Raw genomic sequence first — 24,362 nt, 5'->3', positions numbered from 1 at the left:
GCCCGCCCCCTCCCCGCGAGGTCACGGACGGCGCGCCGTCTTCTCCTCGCTCAGCGTGGGAACGGCGGATTCCGTTACTCCGGCGGGGGCCGTGCTTTCTCCGGCGCCGGCCCTGCTTTCTCCGGCGCCGGTCCTGCTTTCTCCGGTCGCGGCCGTGCTTTCCCCGGTGGCGGCAGCGGCAGCGGCCGCACGCGGCGCCCGGACCAGGGCGAGCACCAGGACACCGGCGACCAGCCCCGCGCAGCCCGCCGTCACCAGTGCCCTGTCGAGCCCGGCGGCGAACGCGGCGTGCAGGGTGTGCTCGGGCACGACGCCCCGCAGGGCCGCCGCGCCGCCGCCGGCCAGCGCGTGCGCCGTCCCGTGCGGGAGATCGTCCGCCATCCGGGACGTCAGTACGGTGCCGAAGACCGCGACCCCGAGCGCGTACCCCAGCTGCCGTACGGTGTTCACCGCGCCGCCCGCCATCCCGTGCCGCGCCGGCTCCACCGAGGCCAGCGCCGCCCCCGCCACGGTCGGCGACACGAAACCGGTCCCCACACCGACCAGCACGAACCCCGGCACCAGCGCCGTCCAGTCCGAGCCCGCCCCCAGCACCGCCTGGGCGAAGCACCCCGCGCCGATCAGCAGCAGCCCGCCCCCGATGGTCAGCCGCGCGGGAACACCGTGGAACCGCCTGCCCACCACGACCGCCGTGACCATGGCCGCCACCGTCATCGGCAGCAGCGTCAGCCCACCGCGCACCGGGCTCATCCCCAGCAGCGTCTGCATCCAGATCGACAGGTACGGCGTCACCCCGAACGCCACCCCGTTGAAGGCCAGCGCCCCCGCCAGCACCCCCACGAACGCCGGCCTGCGCAGCAGCGCCAGGTCCAGCAGCGGATGCGCCGCCCGCCGCTCCACCAGCACGAACACCGTGAGCGCCAGCGCGGCCGCCGCGAAGGAGGTGAGCGTCGCCGGCGCCGTCCAGCCGTCCTCCCCGGCCCGTACGACGGCGTACGTCGTCCCGCCCGCGAACCCCGCGAACGCCGCCGTACCCGCCCAGTCGACCCGCATCCCCCGCGGGCCCCTCGACTCGGGAACCGCCCTCAGTGTCAGCCACACCGCGGCCACACTCACCGGCAGGTTCACGAAGAAGATCCACCGCCAGCCGGGCCCCTGAGCCAGCAGCCCGCCCAGGACCGGCCCGACCGCCGCGGCCCCGCCGCTCACCGCGCCCCACACCCCGAGCGCCGCCGACCGCCGCCGCCCCTGGTACACCGAGCCCAGCAGCGGCAGCGTCGTCGCGAACATCGCGGCCGCCCCGACCCCCTGCACGGCCCGGGCGGCGACCAGGGTCCCCGGCCCCGACGCCAGCCCGCACAGCAGGGACGCCGCCGCGAACAGCACCACCCCCGCCACATGCACCCGCCGCCGCCCCAGAATGTCGGCCGCCGCCCCCGCGCCCAGCAGCAGAGCCGCCAGCGCCAGCGCGTACCCGTCCACCACCCACTGCAGATCACTCAGCGAGGCGTCCAGCGCCCCCGCCATGTCCGGCAGCGTCACCACCACGATCGTCACGTCCAGCAACAACATGAACGTGCCCAGACACACCGCCGTCAGCGGCCCCCATCCGCGCATCTCTCCACTCCCTGTCCGGTGATCGGTCCGATCCCTGTCCGATGCATGTCTGCGCTTGCCTGCGATGCATGCGTGTGCTCCGTACGATGGGCGCATCGCGGACGATCACAGTGGTATACGGGGGCTGTCCGACGGAATCCGACGGGGGAGAAGCCGATGGAGATGGAATCCCACACCTTCGACCGACTGGACCTGCAACTGCTGTCGGCGCTGGAGGCAGACGGCCGCGCCCCCTTCAGCCGGATCGGCGCGGTCCTCGGCGTCTCCGACCAGACCGTCGCCCGCCGCTTCCGCCGGCTCAGCGCCGAGGCGGGCCTCAGGGTCGTCGCGGTCCGCGACGCCGAACGCCTCGGACAGGACCAGTGGATGCTCCGCCTGCGCTGCGTACCCGACAGCGCCACCGTCATCGCGGACGCCCTGGCCAAACGCCGCGACACCGCCTGGATCGGCCTCGCCTCCGGCGGCACCGAGATCGTCTGCATGACCCGCCCGCGCCACCCCGGCGACCACGACGACCTGCTCCTCGGCAAACTCCCGCGCACCCCGCGTGTCGTGGAGATCCGCGCCCAGCAACTCCTCCACCGCTTCTACGGCGGCCCCACCGGCTGGATGCGCAAGTTCCGCGCCCTCGACGACGAGCAGACCGCCGCCCTGACCCCTCGCCACGAGACGACCCCGGGCCCGGCCCGCATCGACCCCGAGGACGAGGCCCTCCTCGCCGTCCTCGAACGCGACGGCCGCGCCGGCTACCCCGAACTCCAGCGCGCCACCGGCCGCTCCGAGTCCGCCGTCAAACGCCGCCTCGCCGCCCTGCTCGCCTCCGGCGCGGTCTACATCGACGTCGAATACCACTCCGAGGCCTTCGGATACGGCGTCGCCGCCGTCCTGTGGATCACCACGACACCCTCCGCGCTGCACACGGTCGGCGAGGCCCTCGCCACCCACGACGAGATCGCCTTCGCCTCCGCCACGGCCGGACCCTCCCACATCGTCGTCACCGCGGTCGTCCGGGACACGGCCGGGCTGTACGCGTACCTGAGCGGGGCGCTGGGGCGGTTGGAGGGGGTGCAGCACGTGGAGGCCACGCCGTTTTTGCGGAGGGTGAAGCAGTTGACCTATCAGGAGGGTGGGCGGTGAGAGAGGGCGTGGGCGGTGGACGGGATGCGGTATGCAATCCGCTGTCCGCTGTCCGCTGTCCGCTGTCCGCTGTCCGCTGTCCGCTGTCCGCTGTCCGCGGTATGTGGGGTGCCGTCTACGGTGTTCGGTACACCGTCGGTCGCACGCGGTATGCACTATGCGGTGCGTCGTATGCACCCTCGGGCTGCCTCAGTCGCCGCCGTCCCCACCACCCCGTGAGCCACCCCGCCGGCCGGGCCCCGCCACCGGTCGGCGCTGCAGTCGGTCCCCGCCCGCCAGGATCGCCGCCGCCAGGGCGTCCGCCGCGCCCTGGGCCTCCGTGCGCCGCCGCCCGTGGACCAGGACGAAGTCCACCCGGCCCAGTTCCGGCAGCCCCGCTCGGTCCGGGACGCGCACCAGGCCCGGCGGGATGAGGCCCCGCGAGTGTGCCATCACGCCGAGGCCGGCCCGGGCCGCCGCGATCAGCCCGTTGAGGCTGCCGCTCGTGCACACGATCCGCCACGCCCGCCCCTGCCGCTCCAGTGCCTCCAGGGCGAGCGCGCGGGTGATGCCCGGCGGCGGGAAGACGATCAGTGGTACCGGACGCTCGGGGTCGAGGCGCAGTCGTTCGGCGCCGATCCACACCAGTTCGTCGTGCCAGACCAGTTCGCCGCGCGGGTCCTCGGGGCGCCGTTTGGCGAGCACCAGGTCGAGTCTTCCGGCGGCCAGGTGCTCGTGGAGCGTGCCCGACAGTTCCACCGTCAGCTCCAGGTCGACCTCGGGATGGTCGTACCGGAAGCCCTCCAGGATCTCGGGCAGCCGGGTCAGGACGAAGTCCTCGGAGGCGCCGAAGCGCAGCCTGCCGCGCAGCCGGGTGCCGGCGAAGAAAGCGCTTGCCTGCTCGTGCGCCTCCAGGATTCGGCGCGCGAAGCCGAGCATCGCCTCGCCGTCCTCGGTGAGTTCCACGGAGTGGGTGTCCCGGGTGAACAGTGCCCGCCCGGTGGCGTCCTCCAGTCGCCGTACGTGCTGGCTGACGGTGGACTGACGCAGCCCGAGACGCCGTGCGGCCTGCGTGAAGCTCAGCGTCTGGGCGACCGCGAGGAAGGTCCGCAGGTGGGAGGGATCGTACACAGTCGACACCGTACCGCTTATCGCATACCGCGATCACAGTCAGAGCGGTATGACGGATTCCCGATCACGGGACGGAAGAGGACGATGGAGAGGGGCCCTCCGGCCCCGACGCACTCTCATCGAACGTACGTGGAGCACCGTGAAACGCCTGCAGTGGCCGAGTTGGATGCCGGTCGACCCCTACATCCTGCTGTTGCTCGGGACGGTCGGGCTCGCGGCACTGTTCCCGGCCCGCGAAACCGCCGCCGACGTTGCCTCCGGCGCCTCCACGGCCGCGATCGCCTTCCTCTTCTTCCTGTACGGCACCCGCCTCTCCACCCGTGAGGCACTGGACGGCCTGCGGCACTGGCGGCTCCACGTCACCGTCGTCGTCTGCACCTTCGTCCTCTTCCCGCTGCTCGGCCTGGCCGCCCGCGGACTCGTGCCGGTGTTCCTCACCCAGCCGCTCTACCAGGGCCTGCTCTTCCTCACCCTCGTCCCGTCGACCATCCAGTCGTCGATCGCCTTCACCTCGATCGCCCGCGGAAACGTTCCCGCCGCGATCTGCGCGGGTTCCTTCTCCTCCCTGGTGGGCATCGTCGTCACCCCGCTGCTGGCGGCCGCTCTGCTGGGCAGCAGCGGGGGCGGCTTCTCGGCCGACTCGCTCGTGGAGATCGTGCTGCAGCTGCTGGTGCCGTTCATCGCCGGGCAGGTGCTGCGCCGCTGGATCGGCGGGTTCGTCACCCGGCACAAGAAGGTGCTGGGGCTGGTCGACCGCGGCTCGATCCTCCTCGTCGTCTACACCGCGTTCAGCGAGGGCATGGTCCAGGGCATCTGGCACCAAGTCAGCGCCGTGCGGCTCGGTGGCCTGCTCGTCGTCGAGGGCGTCCTGCTCGCGGTGATGCTCGCCCTGACCTGGTACGGCGGCAAGGCGCTGCGGTTCAACCGCGAGGACCGGATCGCCATCCAGTTCGCGGGCTCCAAGAAGTCCCTCGCCTCCGGACTGCCCATGGCGAGCGTCCTGTTCGGCGCGCACGCCTCCCTGGCCGTCCTGCCCCTGATGCTGTTCCACCAGATGCAGCTGATGGTCTGCGCGGTGATCGCCAAGCGGCGGGCGCGGGATCCGCTGGAGGAGTCGGGGGACGTCGTCACGGAGAGGGCATCGGCGGTGGTGTGAGGCCACTGTCGACGCCCGGGTGTGCGGTGGGGGCGGGTGTCGACCGAGTGCGTGCGACGGTATGCAATGTACGGTCGGTCGTCGACCGAGTCGCGGATTCCGGCGACCGGATCAAGGCATCAGGATCAAGGAACCAGTACCACCTTTCTCGCCCAGGCCGACCTCGGCCGGGACCCTAAGGACCTGGTGGGCATCCTCAACGATCTGCCGTCCGCAGGCCTCGCCGTCCGTGAACCGGATCCGAACGACGCCCTCCTCGCTCCGCTCTCCGCCGCCGAACGTGACAGGTTCATGGGCCTGTTGATCCGGATTTCCGGTACGGACGGCTCATGACCGATAACGTTCCGTCATGACCGCACCCCTCACGCTCGCCCCCGCGCGCACCGCCCTCGTCCTCGTCGACCTGATGGACCGGATCGTCGCCCTGCCGCTGGAACCCCGCAAGGGCACCGAAGTGCTGTCCGTCGCCGAGGAGTTGGCGGACGCGTTCCGCGCGGCCGGCGCGCTCGTCGTCCTCGTCCGCGTCGAACGCCCCGGCGTCGCCGAGCAGCCGCCCGGCGGCGGACTCGTGCACGGGCTGCTCCGGGACGGCGACGTGGAGATCGTGAAGCGCACGATCGGCGCCTTCCAGGGCACCGGCCTGGACGAGCGGCTGCGCGGCCACGGTGTGACGACCGTCGTGTTCGGCGGCATCGCCACCAACCTCGGCGTCGAGTCCACCGCCCGCGCCGCCGGCGACCTCGGCTACGACCTCGTCTTCGTCGAGGATGCCATGGCCGCGTTCACCGAGGCCGAGCACGAGGCGTCGGTGAAACTGGACTTCCCGCGCCTGGGCACGGTCGTGCGGGCGGCGCAGGTGCGCCTGGCGGCGGGCTGAGGCGGGGCCCCTGCGGCGCAGGGGGCGCTCCCCGCCGGTCGGGGCCCCGCCGCCGTGCCGCGGGGAAACCGGGTCACCCCCGGGCGGCCGCGGTCCGCAGGGCGATGCGGTCCTCACCCGCGTACACGTTCATGGAGCTGCCCCGCAGGAAGCCCACCAGCGTCAGTCCCGTCTCCGCGGCCAGGTCCACCGCGAGCGAGGAGGGCGCCGACACCGCCGCGAGAACCGGGATGCCCGCCATCACGGCCTTCTGCGCCAGCTCGAAGGAGGCCCGCCCCGACACCAGCAGGATCGTGCGGGACAGGGGCAGGTCGCCGTTCTGCAGGGCGCGGCCGACCAGCTTGTCGACCGCGTTGTGCCGGCCCACGTCCTCCCGTACGTCGACCAGTTCGCCGTCCTCGGAGAACAGGGCCGCCGCGTGCAGGCCCCCGGTCCGGTCGAAGACCCGCTGGGCCGCGCGCAGCCGGTCGGGGAGGCTCGCGAGCAGCTCGGGGTCGACGCGGACCGGGGGAGTGTCGGCGATGGGCCAGCGGGTCGTCGTACGGACCGCGTCCAGGCTGGCCTTGCCGCACAGGCCGCAGGAGGAGGTGGTGTAGACGTTCCGCTCGAGGGTGATGTCGGGGATCGTCACGCCGGGGGCCGTCTTCACGTCCACCACGTTGTACGTGTTGGAGCCGTCGGCGGTCGCCCCCGCGCAGTAGACGATGTTCTGCAGATCGGATACGGCGGCCAGGACACCCTCGCTGACCAGGAAACCGGCAGCCAGCGCGAAGTCGTCACCGGGCGTGCGCATGGTGACGGCGAGCGGCTTGCCGTTGAGCCTGATCTCCATCGGCTCCTCGGCGACGAGGGTGTCCGGCCGGGTGGAGACCGCTCCGTCGCGTATGCGGAGCACCTTGCGTCGTTCGGTGACTCGTCCCATGTGATGATCAGCCCCGGTTCTGTACGTGCTGGTAGCCGAAGCGGCCCTTGATGCAGAGATTGCCGTGGGTCACCGGGTTGTCGTGCGGTGAGGTGACCTTCACGATCTCATTGTCCTGCACGTGCAGGGTCAGGTTGCAGCCCACTCCGCAGTACGCGCACACCGTCGTCGTCCGTGTCTGTGCCGCTTCGTCCCAGGTGCCGGCCTCCCGCCGGTCGAACTCCGACTTGAAGGACAGCGCCCCCGTCGGACACACCTCGATGCAGTTCCCGCAGTACACGCACGCCGAGTCGGTCAGCGGGGCGTCGTGCTCCACGGCGATCCGGGCGTCGAAACCGCGACCCGTCACGGAGATCGCGAAGGTGTTCTGCCACTGGTCACCGCAGGCGTCGACGCACTTGTAGCAGAGGATGCACTTGTCGTAGTCGCGGACGTAGAGATCGTTGTCGATCTTCGGTTGTTCGTTGAGCCGGACAGCGTCCGGGCCGAAACGGTCCGGCTTCGCCTCGTACTCTTTGACCCATTCCGCAACCATCGGTGTCGTGGACAGGTCGACCGAGGAGGCGAGCAGCTCCAGGACGATCTTGCGGCTGTGCCGGGCGCGTTCCGTGTCCGTGTGGACCACCATGCCCGGCTCGGCCCTGCGGGAGCAGGCGGGGACGAGCGTGCGCGAGCCCTCCACCTCGACCACGCACACCCGGCAGGCGTTCTTCGGCCGCAGCGTGTCGCCCTGGCAGAGGGTCGGGATGTCCTTCCCGGCCGCCCGGCACGCGTCGAGGATGGTCGCCCCCTCGGGGACCCGGGCGGACTCCCCGTCGATCGTGAACTCCAGCAGCCGGCGCGGGATCCCCAGCGGTGTCACGGTCATTCGTACGCCCCCAGACGGTCGATGGCGGATTCCACGGCGTTCCACGCGGTCTGCCCCAGGCCGCAGATCGAGGCGTCCCGCATGGCCCGGCCGACCTCTCTGAGCAGGGCGATGTCGTCGGCCGCCGCCGCGCCCGTGCGGTCGGCGATCCGGTGCAGCGCCTCCTCCTGGCGCACGGTCCCCACCCGGCACGGCACGCACTGCCCGCAGGACTCGTCGCGGAAGAACTCGGCGATGCGCAGCAGGAGACGGGGGAGCGGCACCGTGTCGTCGAAGGCCATGACGACACCGGAGCCGAGGGTCGTGCCCGCCTCGCGGGTGCCCTCGAAGGTGAGGGGGATCCCGAGCTCGTCGGGTCGTACGAAGCCGCCGGCCGCGCCGCCGAGCAGCACGGCCCGCAGGCCCGGCCGCACGCCCGCGCGTTCCAGCAGCTCGCCCAGCGTCACGCCGAACGGCAGCTCGTACACGCCGGGGCGTTCGACGCTGCCCGACACGCAGTACAGCTTGGGGCCGGTCGACTTCGCCGTGCCGATGGCCGCGTACGCGGGCGCGCCCGTCGTCAGGATCGGCAGGACGTTGACGAGGGTCTCCACGTTGTTCTCGACCGTCGGTTTGCCGAACAGGCCCTTCTCCACGGGGAACGGCGGCTTCGCCCGCGGCTCGCCCCGGTAGCCCTCGATCGAGTTGAACAGGGCGGTCTCCTCGCCGCAGATGTACGCGCCCGCGCCTCGCCGGATCTCTATGTCGAAGGCGTAGCCCTGGCCGAGGATGTCGTCGCCGAGGAGGCCGCGGGCGCGCGCCTGGTCGACGGCATATTGCATACGGTGTATCGCCCGCGGGTATTCGCCGCGCAGATAGATGTATCCCGTATGCGCGCCGATCGCATACGCCGCGACCGTCATCGCCTCCACCAGCGCGTACGGGTCGCCCTCCATGATCACCCGGTCCTTGAAGGTGCCCGGCTCGGACTCGTCGGCGTTGCACACCAGGTAGTGCGGACGGTCCGGCTGGGACGCCGTCGCCTGCCACTTGCGCCCCGTGGGGAAGGCGGCCCCACCGCGCCCGACCAGACCGGAGTCGGTGACCTCGCGGATGACCCCGGCCGGGCCCAGCGAGAAGGCCCGGCGCAGGGCCGCGTAGCCGCCGTGCGCCCGGTAGTCGTCCAGCGACGACGGGTCGACCACGCCCACACGGCGCAGCAGGGTCAGCGACGGGTCGCCGGCCTGCGGGACCGCCAGCGCCGGCGGCGGCTCCTCGGGCGCCGAGTCGGGCGCGCTCGCGGCGAGTACGGCCGCCTCGACGGCAGCCGGTGCCGACACCGCCGTACGCACCGGGTCGCCCGCCTTGATCGCGAGGGCGGCCGGGGCGCGTTCGCACAGGCCCAGGCAGGGGCTGCGCTCGACGGACACCCCGCTGCCGGGACCGAGCCGGGATTCGACCCCGGCGCACAGCTCCGCCGCGCCGGCGGCCGCGCAGGCGAGGTCCGTGCACACGTGCAGCACGGTCGCCGGGCGGGGCCTGACCGAGAACATCGCGTAGAAGGTGGCGACGCCGTAGGCCTCCGCCGGCGGCACGGTCAGCCGGCGGCACAGGTAGTCGAGGCCACCCTCGCTGATCCAGCCGACGCGGTCGTTGAGGGCGTGCAGCCCCGGCAGCAGCAGGTCGCGGCGGTCCCGGGCCTCACGTCCGCCGCGCGCCCACCTCAGGTCGGCGTCCGTGCGGTCGGCGCCCTCCCACGCCGACTGCGGTGGGCCGAGCAGGGCGTCGACGGCCGCCCGTTCGTCGTCCGTCGGCTTGCTGTCGCCGAAGTGCAGGTCCACGACATCACCTCACGTAGGCCGGGGCCGGGAGCTTCTCGATCCGGATCGCCGACGCCTTGAACTCCGCCGTCCCCGCGATGGGGCAATTGGCCTCGATCGTCAGCTGGTTGGTGTCCACCTCGTCGGGAAAGTGCATCGTCATGAACGCCAGCCCCGGGCGCAGCGCGGTGTCGATCCACACCGGCGCGACGACCGTCCCGCGCCGCGAGGCGACCCGCACCTCCTCACCGACCACGACCCCGTACCGCTCGGCGTCCTCCGGGCACAGCTCGACGAACTCGCCGCGCCGCAGCGGGGAGGCGAAACTCCCGCTCTGCACACCGGTGTTGTAGGAGTCCAGGCGGCGCCCGGTGGTCAGCCGGATCGGATACCGCTCGTCGGTCAGGTCGACCGGGGGGTCGTGCCGCACGATCCCGAACGGCGCCCGCGGGCCACGCCGTTGCGGCTCTTTCTCCCACAACCGGCCGTGCAGATAGGTGGGTTCCACGCGCTCGGTGCTCGGGCAGGGCCACTGGAGGCCCTGGTGCTCCGCCAGGCGCTCGTAGGTCATGCCGTAGTGGTCGGGGGAGACCGAACGGAGTTCGTTCCACACGGCCTCGGCGTCCGCGTATTTCCAGTCGTGGCCGAGCCGGGCCGCGAGGTCGCAGATGATGTCGATGTCCTCGCGCGCCTCACCGGGCGGCGTGAGCGCCCTGCGGACCCGCTGGACTCGCCGCTCGCTGTTGGTGGTCGTCCCGTCCGTCTCGGCCCAGCCGGCGGTCGCGGGCAGCACGACGTCGGCCAGTTCGGCCGTCTTCGTGAGGAAGATGTCCTGCACGACGAGGAAGTCCAGCTGCCGTATGCGCCGTACGGCCTGCTCGCTGTCCGCCTCCGACTGCGCCGGGTTCTCCCCGATGCAGTACACGGCCTTCAGCGTGCCCTCCTCCATCGCCTCGAACATCTCCGTCAGGTTCAGCCCGTAGTGCGGCTGGATGACGCTCCCCCACGCCGACTCGAACCTCAGCCGGGCCCCGGGGTCGAGGATGTCCTGGAAGCCGGGCAGACGGTTGGGGATGGCGCCCATGTCGCCGCCGCCCTGGACGTTGTTCTGGCCGCGCAGCGGCTGCAACCCGCTTGCGTAGCGCCCGACATGGCCGGTCAGCAGCGACAGGTTGATCAGCGCGCGCACGTTGTCCGTGCCGTTGTGGTGCTCGGTGATGCCGAGGGTCCAGCACAGCTGGGCGCGCTCGGCGCGGGCGTACGCGTGCGCCAACTCCCTGATGGCGGCGGCCGGTACGCCCGTCACCTTCTCCGCGAGCGACAGCGTCCAGGGCTCGACGAGCGCCCGGTACTCCTCGAAGCCGGAGGTCGCCCGCTCGATGAACGCCTCGTTGGCCAGGCCCGCTTGGATGATCTCGCGGCCGATCGCGTGCGCCATCGGGATGTCGGTGCCGACGTTCAGGCCGAGCCAGCTCTCCGCCCACTCGGCGGTGGAGGTGCGGCGCGGGTCGACCGCGTACATCCGGGCGCCGTTCCTGATCCCCTTCAGCACGTGCTGGAAGAAGATCGGGTGCGCGAAGCGGGCGTTGGAGCCCCACATCACGATGACGTCGGTGTGCTCGATCTCCTCGTACGACGACGTCCCGCCGCCCGAGCCGAAGGCCGCCGACAGACCCGCGACGCTGGGCGCGTGACAGGTGCGGTTGCAGGAGTCGACGTTGTTGGTGCCCATCACGACCCGCGCGAACTTCTGTGCCACGTAGTTCATCTCGTTGGTGGCGCGGGCACAGGAGAACATGCCGAACGCCCCCCGGCTGCGCTCCAGTCCCCGGCTCGCGCGATCGAGTGCCTCCTCCCAGCTCGCCTGCCGGAAGGGTTCGTCGCGGGAGTCGCGCACCAGGGGGTGGGTGAGCCTTGTGTAGGTCTTCGGTTGCCGTTTCCTCATGCGGCGCTCCTCAGCGCGAGCAGGTCCGAGATGGCGTGCACGGTGCGCAGGGTGGGCACCTCGACGCCGGTGATCTCCGCCAACTCGACGACCGCCGCGAGGAGTACGTCGAGTTCGAGCGGCTTGCCGCGCTCCAGGTCCTGGAGCGTGGAGGTGCGGTGGTCGCCGACCTTCTCCGCGCCGGCGAGGCGACGTTCGATGGAGACGCCCACCTCGCAGCCGAGGGCCTCGGCGACGGCCAGGGTCTCGCGCATCATCGTCTCGATGACCCGGCGGGTGCCGCCGTGCAGGCACATCTGCCGCATGGTGGCGCGGGCCAGGGCGCTGATCGGGTTGAAGGAGATGTTGCCCAGCAGCTTGAGCCAGATGTCGTTGCGCAGGTCCGGCTCCACCGGGCACTTGAGCCCGCCCGCCTGCATGGCCTCGCTGAACCGCGCGCACCGGGTCGAGACACCGCGGTCCGGTTCGCCGATCGAGAACCGGGTGCCTTCCAAGTGCCGTACGACGCCCGGTGCTTCGAGTTCGGTCGCGGCATACACCACGCAGCCGATGGCCCGTTCGGGCGCGAGCACCGCACTGACCGCGCCGTCGGGGTCCACGCTCTCGACGCGGTGGCCGTCGTAGGGGCCGCCGTGCCGGTGGAAGTACCACCAGGGGATGCCGTTCTGGGCGGCGATCACCGCCGTGGTGTCGTGCAGCAGGGGATCGATCAGCGGCCCGCACGCCGCGTACGAGTTGGCCTTCAGGCCCAGGAAGACGACATCGGCCGGGCCGATCTCGGCCGGGTCGTCGGTGGCGTGGGCGCGGGCGGTGAAGTCGCCGCGCGGACTGTGCACCCGCACCCCGTCCCGCCTCATGGCCGCCAGATGGGGTCCACGGGCGACGAGGTGCACGTCGGCGCCCGCGCGATGGAGCGCTGCACCGACGTAGGCGCCGATCGCACCGGCGCCGAGAACTGCGACTTTCATGGTGAAGGAGCTCCGTTCGGTCGAGGGTACCGAGGAACTGCCGAACACTGTCGACTGAATATTGTCTACAGTATGGCGGTGGGGGCGGCAAGGGTTCGCGCAGCACCTGCGGCGTCGGGGGAAACCGGCCGGTCCGACCGTTCGCCGCATGCCGCATACCGCTCAGCGCATACGGTCGACGCGCCGCCTTTTCAACTACCGTGCGGCTGCCTACGGTTCGGTGCTCATGAGTCCCCCTGTCGCACCGCCCGGCTGGAGCCGCTGGCTCGTGCCCCCGGCCGCCCTCTCGGTCCACCTCTCCATAGGCCAGGCCTACGCCTGGTCCGTCTTCAAGCCGCCGCTGGAGTCCGCGCTCGACCTCAGTGGCACCCAGAGCGCGCTGCCCTTCCAGCTCGCCATCGTCATGCTCGGTCTGTCCGCCGCGTTCGGCGGGACGCTCGTCGAGCGCAACGGGCCGCGCTGGGCGATGACGGTCGCCCTGGTCTGCTTCTCCTCCGGCTTCCTGATCTCCGCGCTCGGTGCGGCCACCGAGCAGTACTGGCTGATCGTCCTCGGCTACGGCTTCGTCGGCGGCATCGGCCTCGGGATCGGGTACATCTCGCCGGTCTCCACCCTGATCAAGTGGTTCCCGGACCGGCCCGGCATGGCCACCGGCATCGCCATCATGGGCTTCGGCGGCGGCGCGCTCATCGCCTCGCCCTGGTCGGCGCAGATGCTGGAGTCCTTCGGCGCCGACTCCTCCGGGATCGCCCTCGCGTTCCTCGTCCACGGGATGTCGTATGCAGTCTTCATGACCCTCGGCGTGCTGCTGGTCCGCGTGCCCCGCACCGTGCAGGCCGCGACCGCGACCGCGGACGGGCCGGCCAGTGTCACGGGCGTACAGGTCTCGGCGCGTTCCGCGGTGCGCACCCCGCAGTTCTGGTGCCTGTGGGTGGTCCTCTGCATGAACGTGACCGCCGGCATCGGCATCCTGGAGAAGGCCGCCCCGATGATCACGGACTTCTTCGCCGACACCTCGACAACGGTGTCAGCCACCGCGGCGGCCGGTTTCGTCGCGCTGCTGTCCGCCGCGAACATGGCGGGCCGCATCGGCTGGTCGTCCACCTCCGACCTCATCGGCCGGAAGAACATCTACCGCCTCTACCTGGGCGTGGGCGCGCTGATGTACGCGCTCATCGCCCTGTTCGGCGACTCGTCCAAGCCGCTGTTCATCCTTTGCGCCCTGGTGATCCTCTCCTTCTATGGCGGCGGCTTCGCCACGATCCCCGCCTACCTCAAGGACCTGTTCGGGACCTACCAGGTCGGCGCGATCCACGGGCGGCTGCTCACCGCCTGGTCCACGGCCGGCGTGCTGGGCCCGCTGATCGTGAACTGGATCGCCGACCGCCAGGAGGAGGCCGGCAAGCACGGCTCGGACCTCTACTCCCTGTCCCTGTTCATCATGATCGGGCTGCTCGCCGTCGGCTTCGTCGCCAACGAGCTGGTCCGCCCCGTCGACGCCCGCCACCACGTCCCCGCCCCGAAGGAGGCCGTCGATGTCGCAGCCCGACAGCAGCCCGAGTCCGCCTGAGCCGGACCGCCGGCCGCTCATCGCGTTCGCCTGGCTGTGGGTGGGCGCGCCGCTCGCCTACGGTCTGTACGAACTCGTGCAGAAGGCGACGAAACTGTTCACCGGATAGCCGTTCGCGCTGCTCATGGGCAGGTGTTCGGGAAGTGTTCGGGCGTCCGAGGGTTAGAGGGAAGCCGACAACCCCGGCGCCCGTTTCCTGTCGCAACACCTGTCCTCGTACCCGCGAGTCACTGATCAGACTGGTGGATCCCGCTACCCAAGGCAACGAGGGGGACCCCCAATGAACGGCTCGCGCATCGCCGCCGTCGGCCACTACCAGCCCGCCAAGGTGCTCACCAACGAGGACCTGGCGGGCATGGTCGACACCAGTGACGAGTGGATCAGGAGCCGGGTGGGCATCCACACGCGTCACATCGCAGGCCCCGACGAGCCCGTGGACGAGCTGGCCGCGCACGCCGCAGCCAAGGCGCTCGCGGCGGCCGGCCTCGCGCCGTCCGACATCGACCTCGTGCTGGTCGCCACCTCCACCGCCGTCGACCGCTCGCCCAACATGGCCGCCCGGGTCGCCGCCCGCCTCGGCGTTCCGCGCCCGGCCGCCATGGACGTCAACGTCGTGTGCGCCGGCTTCACCCACGCCCTGGCGACCGCCGACCATACCGTCCGCGCGGGCGCGGCGACCCGCGCGCTGGTCATCGGCGCGGACAAGATGTCCGAGGTGACGGACTGGTCCGACCGTACGACGTGCGTGCTCGTCGGCGACGGGGCGGGCGCCGCGGTCGTCGAGGCCTGTCCCGACGGCGCAGAGCCCGGTATCTCGCCCGTGCTGTGGGGGTCGGTGCCCGAGATGGGGCACGCGGTACGCATCGAGGGGCAGCCGGCGCGGTTCGCGCAGGAGGGGCAGAGCGTCTACCGGTGGGCCACCACCCAGCTGCCGCCGCTCGCCCGGCAGGCCTGCGAGCGGGCCGGTCTCACCCCCGAGGAGCTGGCCGCCGTCGTCCTGCACCAGGCGAACCTGCGGATCATCGAACCCCTCGCGCAGAAGATCGGCGCCGTCAACGCGGTGGTCGCCCGCGATGTCACCGCTTCGGGCAACACTTCCGCCGCCAGCATCCCGCTCGCCTTCTCCAAGCTGGTCGAGCAGGGCGCGATCTCCACCGGGGACCCGGTGCTGCTGTTCGGCTTCGGCGGCAATCTGTCGTACGCGGGGCAGGTCGTACGCTGCCCGTGAGCGGCGTGCTCCAGGGGGTGTGACGCGTCCGACTGCCCCGGGGACTGGCTACAGTGCGCCGTAGACTGTAGACGAAAGACAATCGATACTCGGCTGTAGACAGTACGCAGTACACAGTGGACAGCCGAATCCGGTACGTCTTTCGCATTCGTGGCTATTCCGGCTGCAGTTGCGGCCCGGCGCTGCCCAGGAGGGGAACCGACCGATGTTGTCGACAGGACTGCCGCAGGGTGCGGTGCCCAAGCTCGAACGGCCAGGACCGCTGCGTGACCGTGTCTACGAGGCGCTGCTCGAGCTGATCACCACACGCGCCCTCCAGCCCGGCCAGCACCTCGTCGAGAGCGAACTGGCGAATCATCTCGGCGTCTCCCGCCAGCCGGTGCGTGAGGCGCTGCAGCGGCTCAACACCGAGGGCTGGGTGGACCTCAGGCCCGCCCAGGGCGCGTTCGTGCACGAGCCGACCGAGGAGGAGGCCGACCAACTCCTCACGGTCCGTACGCTGTTGGAGGCCGAGGCGGCCCGGCTCGCGGCCGCGCACGCGGACAAGGCCGGTATCGAGGCCCTGGACGAGATCCAGGCCCAGGGACAGCTGGCCGTCGCCAGTGACGACGTGGACGCCGCCGTCGCGCTGAACGCCCGCTTCCACGCCAAGGTCATGGAGCTGGCCGGCAACGCGGTCCTCGCCGAACTGGCCGCGCAGGTCGACCGCCGGGTGCGCTGGTACTACACGCCGGTGGCCCGGCAGCGCGGCCACCAGTCCTGGATCGAGCACCGCGACCTGATCGCCGCGATCGCCGATCACGACGAGCAACTCGCCACCCGGCTGATGCGGGAGCACACCGAGCACACCCGTCGCTCGTATCACGACCGCGCCAAGTCCTGAGCCATCCCGGGGCGCATGCCCCTGCGGGCCTGGCGGCCGGCACCGAGCCGGAACCGTACGGGACGCAGCCCGAGCGCGAGCGGCAGGCTGCGTCCCCCGGTGAGGAACAGCGCCACACCACCCGCGAGGGCCAACGCCGGTTCCGTGTGCGGGTGTTCGGTGAGAAGGCGGAGGGGTCTTCCTCACGCCCGCGCCCGGATCGCCACCGAACAGGCCTGCTGTCGGCAGGAGTTCGCCACGCCGCTGATCGGCCTCATGAACTGCAGTGCCCCGCAGACAGGTTGGGGACCCGCCACGGCTGCGGCGGGTCCCATGGCCATATACCCCTAGGCGGCGCTGATCGCCGTCGTGGCGATCCACGGCAGCCAGATCACCCGTGCGCCGCGATGCGGTCCGCCGTCATTGTCTACGCCATCTCCTCGCCGAGCGGTTGCGGGTTGGGGACGATGCTCCGGGCCTTCGGCGCGCCCGGGGACTTCAGGAAGAGCGCCAGCACGGCGGAGGCCAGCCCGATGCAACCCGCGAGCACGAACGCGCCCTCGTAGTCCCAGTGGTCGACGACGACCGCGCCCATACCGGAGCCGACGAGCCCCGAGATCAGCTTCGAGCTGTAGACCATCCCGTAGTTGCTGGCGTTGTTGTTCTCACCGAAGTAGTCGGCCGTCATGGCCGCGAACAGCGGGAAGATCGCGCCGCCGCCGAAGCCGGAGACCATCGAGCAGAACAGGAAGAACGGCATGCTGCCCATCTGACCGGAGACCAGCACCCCGAACTGCGCGGTGCCGAGCACGAGGCACACGATGATCAGCGTGTTGCGGCGGCCGTAGCGGTCGGAGATCCAGCCGATGACACCGCGGCCGGTGCCGTTGACGATCGCCTTCAGGGACATCGCCGTGGCCACGATTCCGCCCGCGAAGCCCATGTCCTTGCCGAACGGCACCTGGAAGGCGATGCCGAAGATGTTGATGCCGGCCGTGCACAGCAGACAGAACCACATCATCCACAGGACGGGGGTGCGCGCGGCCTCCTTCGGTGTGTACTGCTTGACCGCCGGCGGGTTCTTCGCCAGCGCCCGGCGGATCTTCGGGTCGTCGGTCGCCTTCAGCGGGTCGACGTGCGCGGGCCACCAGTTCTTCGGCGGGTCCCGGAAGAACCAGCCAGCCGTGGCCACCACCAGACACAGCCCGACACCCACCGAGGCCAGTACGCCCTTGTAGTTGCCGAGGTCCATGTACGAGGTGAACAGGAACACGAACGGCACGGAGCCGTAGGCGAAGCCGCCGTTGACGAAGCCGGTCTTGCCGCCCTTGCGTTCCGGATACCACTTGCCGACCATGTTCACGCAGGTCGCATACACCAGACCGGCGCCGATGCCGCTGCACATGCCGAAGCCGAAGTAGGCGACGAGCACGTTCGGGGCGTACGCCAGCGAGAGATAGCCCAGTAGGGTCCCGACCGCGCCGATCAGCATCGCCGTACGGGCGGGCAGCCTGCCGCTCTCCCGCAGTTGTCCGGCCGGGAAGGCCACGGCCGCCTGGAAGAACACCCAGACGCCCATCAGCCAGAAGATGTGTCCGCTGCTCCACAGGTGGGCCTCGTGGAGCGTGTCCTCCGCCGACGTGAACGCGTACTCGGCGGAGCTGATGCCCATCATGCCCACCCAGGGCAGGATGACCATCCACTTGCGTGCGCGGCCCATGATGTCGACGTCGGACTCGCCGATCCGGTACACGCGGCCGTTGCGGTCCGTCACCTCCCGGTAGGGGAGGGACATCGAGTAGTCGGTTGTTGTCATGTCGCTCAGCACCCCTTGCGTCGAAAGTTCTGGCCAGCGCCCCCTGTCCAATGCCTTTCGTGCGCGCACGGGTCCCGGGGCCGGCCGACGCGCACCCGTCGGCCGGCCCCCTCCGCGTCACCTCATGAACCGCCCCCCCAACAGACCTGCGGCCCGCGCCCAGCGGTACTTCGCACCCAGCACGGAAACCGGTTTCTCGGTCGTGTAGGGGTACGCCACGACCCCCCGCTCGAACAGGTACTGGCAGGCCTCCTCGACCTCGACGTCGCCGGCGAGCGACGCGACGACGGGCTTTTGTATACCGCGTGCACGGAACTCGGCGACCACGCGGGCGGTGAGCTCCGCGAACACCATCGGCGGCGTCACGATGGTGTGCCAGTAGCCGAGGACGAGCGCGTGGATGCGCGGGTCCTCCAGACCGAGCCGGATCGTCGCCTCGTACGTCGACGGCGGCTCGCCCCCCGTGATGTCGACCGGGTTGCCCGCCGCCCCGAAGGGCGGGATGAACTCCCGGAACGCCGCGTCCAGGTCCGGCGGGATCTCCATCAGGGTCAGGCCGTTGTCGGTGACCGCGTCGGACAGCAGGACGCCGCTGCCGCCGGCGCCGGTGATGATCACGACGTTGTCGCCCTGCGGGGTGGGCAGCACCGGCAACGCGCGCGCGTACTCCAGCATGTCGTTCAGGCCCGGCGCCCGGATGACACCCGCCTGCCGGAGGATGTCGTCGTACACGGCGTCGTCGCCCGCGAGCGCCCCGGTGTGCGACCCGGCCGCCTTCGCACCGGCCGCCGTACGCCCCGCCTTGAGGACGACGACCGGCTTCTTCGGCACGGTCGCCCGCGCGGCCTCGACGAAGGCGCGCCCGTCCTTGAGGTCCTCCAGGTGCATCGCGATGCACTGGGTGTGCGGGTCCTCGCCGAACCAGGTCAGCAGGTCGTCCTCGTCCAGGTCCGACTTGTTGCCCAGCCCGACGATCGCCGACACGCCCGTCTTCGTGGTGCGGGCGAACCCGAGAATCGCCATCCCGATGCCGCCCGACTGCGAGGTCAGCGCCACCCCGCCCTTGACGTCGTACGGCGTGCAGAACGTGGCGCACAGGTCCTGCCACGTCGAGTAGTAGCCGTAGATGTTGGGCCCGAGCAGGCGTACGCCGTACCGCTCGGCGATCGCCACGATCTCCGCCTGGAGTTCGTGCTCGCCGGTCTCCGCGAACCCGGAGGGGATCAGCACGGCGTTCGGGATGTTCTTGCGTCCCACCTCCTCCAGGGCCGAGGCCACGAACTTGGCGGGGATCGCGAAGACCGCCACATCCACCTCACCGGGAACGTCGGTGACACTCTTGTACGCCTTGCGCCCCAAGATGTCATCGGCCCGGGGGTTCACCGGATGGATGTCCCCGGCGAAACCGCCGTCGATGAGGTTGCGCATCACCGAGTTGCCGATCTTGCCCTGCTCGTTGGAGGCGCCGATGACGGCGACGGAGCGTGGCTGCATCAGACGGCGCATCGTCGACAGGATCTCGTCGCGTGTATACCGTCGACGAGATGCCGGCTGTGACGCGGCGAGGATCACCCGGATGTCGGCGGCGACCGCCCCCTCCGGCGTGGCGATCACCGGATTGAGGTCCACCTCCGCGATCTCCGGGAAGTCCGCGACCAGTTGGGACACCCGCCGGATCTGTTCGGCGATCGCCCACCGGTCGACGCCGGCCTGCCCGCGCACCCCGCGCAGGATCTCCGCCGACCGGATCGACTTGAGCATCGACAGCGCCTCGTCGGCGTCCACCGGCGCGAGCCGGAAGGTGACGTCCTTGAGCACCTCGACGAGCACCCCGCCGAGCCCGAACGCCACGACCTTCCCGAAGGTCGGATCGGTCACCGCGCCGACGATGACCTCCTGGCCCTTCGGCAGCAGCTCCTGGATCTGCACCCCCTCGATGCGTGCCCCGGCGTCGTACGCCCGCGCGTTCTCCACGATCCGGTGGAACGCGGCCCGTACGTCCGCCGCCCCCTCCACGCCCACGACGACACCGCCGGCGTCGGTCTTGTGCAGGATGTCCGGCGAGACGATCTTCATCACCACGGGTCCGCCGAAGCGGGCCGCGTACGCCACGGCCTCCTCGACGTCCGTGGCCAGTTCCTCGCCCGGTACGGCGATCCCGTACGCGTCGGCGATCACCTTGCCCTCCGGCGCGGTGAGCGCGGCGCGCCCCTCTGCCCGCACCGCGTCGAGCAGCGTGCGCACCCGCAGGATCCGGTCCTCGGCCATCACCTCAGATCACCCCGTTCGATTTGAGAAGGCGCAACTCCTCGTCGCCGAGGCCGAGTTCACCGACGTAGATCTCCTCGTTGTGCTCGCCGAGCAGCGGGGAGGAGGTCACCTCGACGGGGGAGTCGGAGAGCTTCAGCGGGCTGCCCACCGTCACGAACTCGCCGCGCTGGGGATGCGGGACACGGACCACCATCTCGTTGGCGACCAGCGACTCGTCCTCGATGATCTCCTTGGTGGACAGGATCGGCCCGCACGGGATGTTGTGGGCGTTGAGCCGCTCCAGCACCTCCCACTTCGGCAGCGTCGAGGACCACTCCTCGATCAGCTGGAACATCTTGTTCAGCTTGGGCAGCCGGGCCTGCGGAGTCGCCCACTCGGGGTCGTCGGCCAGCTCGGGCCGGCCGATGAGTTCGCTGATCGGCTGCCAGCCGACGGGCTGCACGATGACGTACACATAGTCGTTGGGGCCGCCCGGCGCGCACTTGACCGCCCAGCCGGGCTGTCCGCCGCCGGAGGCGTTGCCGGAGCGGGGCACCTCGTCGCCGAAGTCCTCGTTGGGGTACTCGGCGAGCGGCCCGTGGGTCAGGCGCTGCTGGTCGCGCAGCTTCACCCGGCACAGGTTGAGCACGGCGTGCTGCATGGCCACGTTGACGCGCTGGCCGCGGCCGGTCTGCTCACGCTGGAAGAGTGCCGCCAATATTCCGGCTACTGTATGCACTCCTGTGCCCGAGTCGCCGATCTGCGCGCCCGTCGCCAGCGGCGGCCCGTCCTCGAAGCCGGTGGTCGACATCGAGCCGCCCATGGCCTGTGCGACGACCTCGTACGCCTTGAAGGCGGTGTACGGTCCGTCGCCGAACCCCTTGATCGACGCATACACGATCCGGGGGTTGATCTCCTGTATGCGATCCCAGGTGAACCCCATACGGTCGACCGCGCCCGGTCCGAAGTTCTCCACCATCACGTCCGAACGCCGGATCAGTTCGGTGAGGATCTCCTTGCCGCGCTCGGTCTTGGTGTTGAGGGTGATGCTCCGCTTGTTGCAGTTGAGCATCGTGAAGTAGAGGGAGTCGACGTCCGGGAGGTCGCGCAGCTGCTTGCGCGTGATGTCACCGGAGGGCGCCTCCAGCTTGACGACGTCCGCGCCGAGCCAGGCGAGCAGCTGGGTCGCGGAGGGCCCGGACTGGACGTGGGTCATGTCGAGGACGCGAATGCCCTCGAGTGCCCTGGCGGTCATGGGCGTTCACCTCACTTGTACATGGTCTGGTTCATGGTTCCGGGGGCGTACGCGTCCGGGTCCACCCAGACGTTGATCAGCGAGGGCTTCCCCGACTCGCGGGCGCGCCGCAGGGCGGGGCCGATGTCGGCGGGGTCGCGCACCTCCTCGCCGTAACCGCCCAGCAGCTGGGCGAACTTGTCGTAGTGGACGTCGCCGAGGGTGTTGCCGACTCGTTCGCGTTCCACGCCGTACTTGGCGGCCTGGCCGTAACGGATCTGGTTCATCGAGGAGTTGTTGCCGACGATGCCGACGAACGGGAGGTCGTAGCGGACGAGGGTCTCGAAGTCCCAGCCGGTGAGGGAGAACGCGCCGTCGCCGAAGAGGGCGACGACCTCCTTGTCGGGGCGCGCCTGCTTGGCCGCGAGCACGAAGGGGACGCCGACGCCGAGGGTGCCCAGCGGGCCCGGGTCCATCCAGTGGCCGGGGGACTTGGGCTGGACGACCTGCCCGGAGAAGGTGACGATGTCGCCGCCGTCGCCGATGTAGATCGAGTCCTCGGTGAGGAAGTCGTTGATCTCGCTGACCAGGCGGTACGGGTGGATGGGGGAGGCGTCCGAGCGCAGCTGCGGGAGCCGCTTCTCGAGGGCGGTCTGCTCGGCGGCGCGCAGTTCGTCGAGCCACTCCTTGCGCTTCGACGCGCCGCCGTTGACGCGTCCGGAGGCCGCCTCGGTCACCGACTTCAGCACCAGGCCGGCGTCGCCGACGATCCCCAGGTCGATGTCCCGGTTCTTGCCGACGGTCCGGTAGTCGAGGTCGATCTGGACGACGGTCGCCTGCGCCGACAACCGCTTTCCATAGCCCATCCGGAAGTCGAAGGGCGTCCCGACGATCACGATGACGTCGGCGTTCGAGAAGGCGTACCGGCGAGACAGCTGGAAGTGGTGCGGGTCGCCGGGCGGGAGGGCACCGCGGCCGGCGCCGTTCATGTACGCCGGGATGTTCAGCGTGCGCACCAGTTCGACGGCGGCCTCCGTGCCGCGGGTCGTCCACACCTGGCTGCCCAGCAGGATCGCGGGCTTCTCGGCGTGCACGAGGAGGTCGGCGAGCCTCTCGACCGCCTCGGGGTCGCCGGCCGAGCGGGTCGAGGCACGGTACGCGCCCGGCCGGGGGACGCGCGCCTTCGGCGTGGGAACCTTGGCGTCCAGGACGTCGCGCGGGATCTCCAGGAAGGAAGGCCCGGGCGCGCCGTGGTAGCACTCGCGGAACGCCATCGACACCATGTCGGCCGCGCGCGCCGTGTCCGGCACGGTCGCCGAGAACTTGGTGATCGGCGCCATCATGTCGACGTGCGGCAGGTCCTGCAGGGAGCCCATCTTGTGCTGGGTGAGCGCGCCCTGACCGCCGATCAGCAGCATCGGGGACTCCGCGCGGAAGGCGTTGGCGACACCGGTGACGGCGTCGGTGGTGCCGGGGCCGGCCGTGACCACCGCGCAGCCGGGCTTGCCGGTGATGCGCGCGTAGCCGTCGGCGGCGTGCGCGGCGACCTGTTCGTGGCGTACGTCGACGACTTCTATGCCCTCGTCGACGCAGCCGTCGTAGATGTCGATGATGTGGCCGCCGCACAGGGTGTAGATGCGGTCGACCCCCTCCGCCTTCAGGGCTTTGGCAACGAGATGGCCGCCGGAGATCACGTCCTGCGTGTCGTCGGGCATGGCGAAGTCCTGTCCCTTCGTAGGGGGGTGGGATGCCGTCTGCGGTACATTGCATACAGTCGACGAATACTGTATGAAGCTTGTTATCCCGCATCCGGTGGGTGGTGTCCAGGGGGCGTGCGGCACTTTCAGACAGGAGCCGGAATGGACCTGTACGAACACCAGGCAAGGGAACTCTTCGAGGAACACGGCCTCCTCGTGCCGAGGGGCGAGGTGACCGGCTCGGCCAAGGAGGCACGGGCGATCGCCCGCCGCCTCGGCGGCAGGGTCGTGGTGAAGGCCCAGGTCAAGACCGGTGGGCGTGGTAAGGCGGGAGGCGTCAAGCTCGCCGTCGACCCGGCCGCCGCCGAGCTCACGGCCCGTCAGATCCTGGGCATGGACATCAAGGGGCACACGGTCGGCACGGTGATGCTGGCCCAGCCCGTGGACATCGAGACCGAGTTCTACGTCTCCTACGTACTGGACCGCGCGGCCGGCCGGTTTCTCGCGATCGCCTCCGCCGAGGGCGGCATGGAGATCGAGGAGGTCGCCGCCACCCGGCCCGAGGCGGTCGCCCGGATCCCCGTCGACCCGGCCGTGGGCGTCACCTCGGCCAAGGCGTCCGAGATCGCCGAGGCCGCCGGACTCCCCTCGCAGACCGTCGACGTCCTCGTGCGGCTGTGGCAGGTCCTGGTCCGCGAGGACGCCCTGCTCGTCGAGGTCAACCCGCTCGTGCGCACCCGGCAGGGGCAGCTCCTCGCCCTCGACGGCAAGGTCACGCTCGACGACAACGCGTCGTTCCGGCAGGCCCGTTGGGGCGCGGTCGAGGCCGGGCACGCCGACCCGCTGGAGGCGGCCGCCGCGGCCAGGGGCCTCAACTACGTCAAGCTCGACGGCGAGGTCGGCATCATCGGCAACGGCGCCGGACTCGTCATGTCGACCCTCGACGTGGTCGCGGGCTGCGGCGCCCGCCCCGCCAACTTCCTCGACATCGGCGGCGGAGCGTCCGCGCAGGTCATGGCCGACGGACTGGCGGTCGTCCTGGCCGACCCCGCCGTGAAGTCCGTCTTCGTCAACGTCTTCGGCGGCATCACCGCGTGCGACGCGGTCGCCGAGGGCATCGTGCGCGCCCTGGACACCGTACGGCTGACCAAGCCGCTCGTCGTCCGGCTCGACGGCAACAACGCGGCCCGGGGGCGCGCCGTCCTCGACGAGCGCCGGCACCCCCTGGTCCAGCAGGCCACCACCATGGACGGCGCCGCCCGCCGCGCCGCCGACCTCGCCACCGCAGCCTGAGGAGACCGGACGC

Annotated in this window: 19 protein-coding genes and 1 pseudogene; 9 read left to right on the top strand and 11 right to left on the bottom strand. The window is 70.8% G+C overall.

The features are described 5' to 3' along the window. Positions 1–21: 21 nt before the first annotated feature. Positions 22–1,617: an MFS transporter gene (locus tag ACIRF9_RS33120; protein WP_403829695.1), complete on the bottom strand. Its 1,596-nt coding sequence runs from the start codon at positions 1,615–1,617 to the stop codon at positions 22–24. A 156-nt stretch (positions 1,618–1,773) separates the two neighbouring features. Here ACIRF9_RS33120 and ACIRF9_RS33115 point away from each other — a divergent pair, with 156 nt between their 5' ends. Further along, positions 1,774–2,754 carry an Lrp/AsnC family transcriptional regulator gene (locus ACIRF9_RS33115; protein WP_403829692.1) on the top strand — a complete coding sequence of 327 codons (981 nt, stop codon included), beginning with the start codon at positions 1,774–1,776 and terminating at the stop codon, positions 2,752–2,754. Positions 2,755–2,943: 189 nt separating this feature from the next. Here the strand turns inward: ACIRF9_RS33115 and ACIRF9_RS33110 are convergent, their stop codons facing one another. After that, positions 2,944–3,864 carry a LysR substrate-binding domain-containing protein gene (locus ACIRF9_RS33110; protein ID WP_403829689.1) on the bottom strand — a complete coding sequence of 307 codons (921 nt, stop codon included), beginning with the start codon at positions 3,862–3,864 and terminating at the stop codon, positions 2,944–2,946. A gap of 166 nt (positions 3,865–4,030) precedes the next feature. Between ACIRF9_RS33110 and ACIRF9_RS33105 the strand changes: the two genes are divergently transcribed. The 3 genes and pseudogenes from ACIRF9_RS33105 (at position 4,031) to ACIRF9_RS33095 (ending at position 5,897) form a co-directional block, all read left to right on the top strand. Next, entirely contained in the window at positions 4,031–5,020 is a 990-nt protein-coding gene (locus ACIRF9_RS33105) for a bile acid:sodium symporter family protein (RefSeq protein WP_403829950.1), read from the top strand. 147 nt (positions 5,021–5,167) lie between these two features. Further along, a pseudogene (locus ACIRF9_RS33100) lies at positions 5,168–5,353 on the top strand (MarR family transcriptional regulator); the annotation flags it as partial. A 16-nt stretch (positions 5,354–5,369) separates the two neighbouring features. Further along, on the top strand, positions 5,370–5,897 hold the full coding sequence (locus ACIRF9_RS33095) for an isochorismatase family protein (protein WP_403829686.1): 528 nt from the start codon (positions 5,370–5,372) through the stop codon (positions 5,895–5,897). A 73-nt stretch (positions 5,898–5,970) separates the two neighbouring features. On the opposite strand, the gene fdhD is transcribed toward ACIRF9_RS33095, so the two are convergent. From fdhD to ACIRF9_RS33070, 5 genes are read right to left on the bottom strand one after another with little or no spacing between them, the layout of a single operon-like run. Next, the gene (fdhD, locus tag ACIRF9_RS33090; RefSeq protein WP_403829683.1) at positions 5,971–6,819 is read right to left on the bottom strand and encodes a formate dehydrogenase accessory sulfurtransferase FdhD; all 849 of its coding nucleotides are present in this window, start codon (positions 6,817–6,819) and stop codon (positions 5,971–5,973) included. 7 nt (positions 6,820–6,826) lie between these two features. After that, positions 6,827–7,687 (bottom strand): 2Fe-2S iron-sulfur cluster-binding protein, encoded by an 861-nt coding sequence (locus ACIRF9_RS33085; protein WP_403829680.1) that lies wholly within the window; start codon positions 7,685–7,687, stop codon positions 6,827–6,829. Next, a complete protein-coding gene (locus tag ACIRF9_RS33080; RefSeq protein WP_403829677.1) occupies positions 7,684–9,507 on the bottom strand; it encodes an NADH-ubiquinone oxidoreductase-F iron-sulfur binding region domain-containing protein in 1,824 nt (607 codons plus the stop codon). Before ACIRF9_RS33080 ends, ACIRF9_RS33085 begins: the two co-directional genes overlap by 4 nt. 4 nt (positions 9,508–9,511) lie before the next feature. After that, positions 9,512–11,431 (bottom strand): molybdopterin oxidoreductase family protein, encoded by a 1,920-nt coding sequence (locus tag ACIRF9_RS33075; RefSeq protein ID WP_403829674.1) that lies wholly within the window; start codon positions 11,429–11,431, stop codon positions 9,512–9,514. Further along, entirely contained in the window at positions 11,428–12,399 is a 972-nt protein-coding gene (locus ACIRF9_RS33070; RefSeq protein WP_403829672.1) for a 2-dehydropantoate 2-reductase, read from the bottom strand. The genes ACIRF9_RS33075 and ACIRF9_RS33070 overlap by 4 nt, the downstream gene beginning before the upstream one ends. Before the next feature lie 226 nt (positions 12,400–12,625). On the opposite strand from ACIRF9_RS33070, the gene ACIRF9_RS33065 reads away from it, so the two are divergent. The 4 genes from ACIRF9_RS33065 to ACIRF9_RS33050 all read left to right on the top strand — a co-directional run bounded on the left by ACIRF9_RS33065 (position 12,626) and on the right by ACIRF9_RS33050 (position 16,080). After that, complete coding sequence (locus ACIRF9_RS33065; RefSeq protein ID WP_403829670.1) at positions 12,626–13,969, top strand: OFA family MFS transporter; 1,344 nt, start codon at positions 12,626–12,628, stop codon at positions 13,967–13,969. Continuing rightward, complete coding sequence (locus ACIRF9_RS33060) at positions 13,935–14,078, top strand: hypothetical protein (protein ID WP_166663585.1); 144 nt, start codon at positions 13,935–13,937, stop codon at positions 14,076–14,078. The genes ACIRF9_RS33065 and ACIRF9_RS33060 overlap by 35 nt, the downstream gene beginning before the upstream one ends. 171 nt (positions 14,079–14,249) lie before the next feature. Then, positions 14,250–15,197 (top strand): beta-ketoacyl-ACP synthase III, encoded by a 948-nt coding sequence (locus ACIRF9_RS33055; RefSeq protein ID WP_403829668.1) that lies wholly within the window; start codon positions 14,250–14,252, stop codon positions 15,195–15,197. A 205-nt stretch (positions 15,198–15,402) separates the two neighbouring features. Continuing rightward, positions 15,403–16,080, top strand: coding sequence for a GntR family transcriptional regulator (locus tag ACIRF9_RS33050; RefSeq protein ID WP_403829666.1), 678 nt, complete (start codon positions 15,403–15,405; stop codon positions 16,078–16,080). 406 nt (positions 16,081–16,486) lie between these two features. Here ACIRF9_RS33050 and ACIRF9_RS33045 read toward each other — a convergent pair whose 3' ends face one another. The 4 genes from ACIRF9_RS33045 to ACIRF9_RS33030 all read right to left on the bottom strand — a co-directional run bounded on the left by ACIRF9_RS33045 (position 16,487) and on the right by ACIRF9_RS33030 (position 23,074). Further along, positions 16,487–17,875, bottom strand: coding sequence for an OFA family MFS transporter (locus ACIRF9_RS33045; RefSeq protein WP_403829663.1), 1,389 nt, complete (start codon positions 17,873–17,875; stop codon positions 16,487–16,489). A 117-nt stretch (positions 17,876–17,992) separates the two neighbouring features. Next, entirely contained in the window at positions 17,993–20,143 is a 2,151-nt protein-coding gene (locus ACIRF9_RS33040; protein WP_403829660.1) for an acetate--CoA ligase family protein, read from the bottom strand. A 4-nt stretch (positions 20,144–20,147) separates the two neighbouring features. Beyond that, positions 20,148–21,380 (bottom strand): formyl-CoA transferase, encoded by a 1,233-nt coding sequence (gene frc, locus ACIRF9_RS33035; protein WP_403829657.1) that lies wholly within the window; start codon positions 21,378–21,380, stop codon positions 20,148–20,150. 11 nt (positions 21,381–21,391) lie between these two features. Beyond that, a complete protein-coding gene (locus ACIRF9_RS33030; protein WP_403829654.1) occupies positions 21,392–23,074 on the bottom strand; it encodes a thiamine pyrophosphate-binding protein in 1,683 nt (560 codons plus the stop codon). 144 nt (positions 23,075–23,218) lie between these two features. On the opposite strand from ACIRF9_RS33030, the gene sucC reads away from it, so the two are divergent. Next, positions 23,219–24,349, top strand: coding sequence for an ADP-forming succinate--CoA ligase subunit beta (sucC, locus tag ACIRF9_RS33025; RefSeq protein ID WP_403829652.1), 1,131 nt, complete (start codon positions 23,219–23,221; stop codon positions 24,347–24,349). The last annotated feature ends 13 nt before the right edge of the window (positions 24,350–24,362 follow it).

The organism is Streptomyces sp. NPDC096132 (assembly GCF_044763345.1).
Classification (GTDB): Bacteria; Actinomycetota; Actinomycetes; order Streptomycetales; family Streptomycetaceae; genus Streptomyces.
The sequence above is the reverse complement of the archived record's forward strand: the minus strand, read 5'-3'. Positions and strand labels throughout refer to the sequence as shown.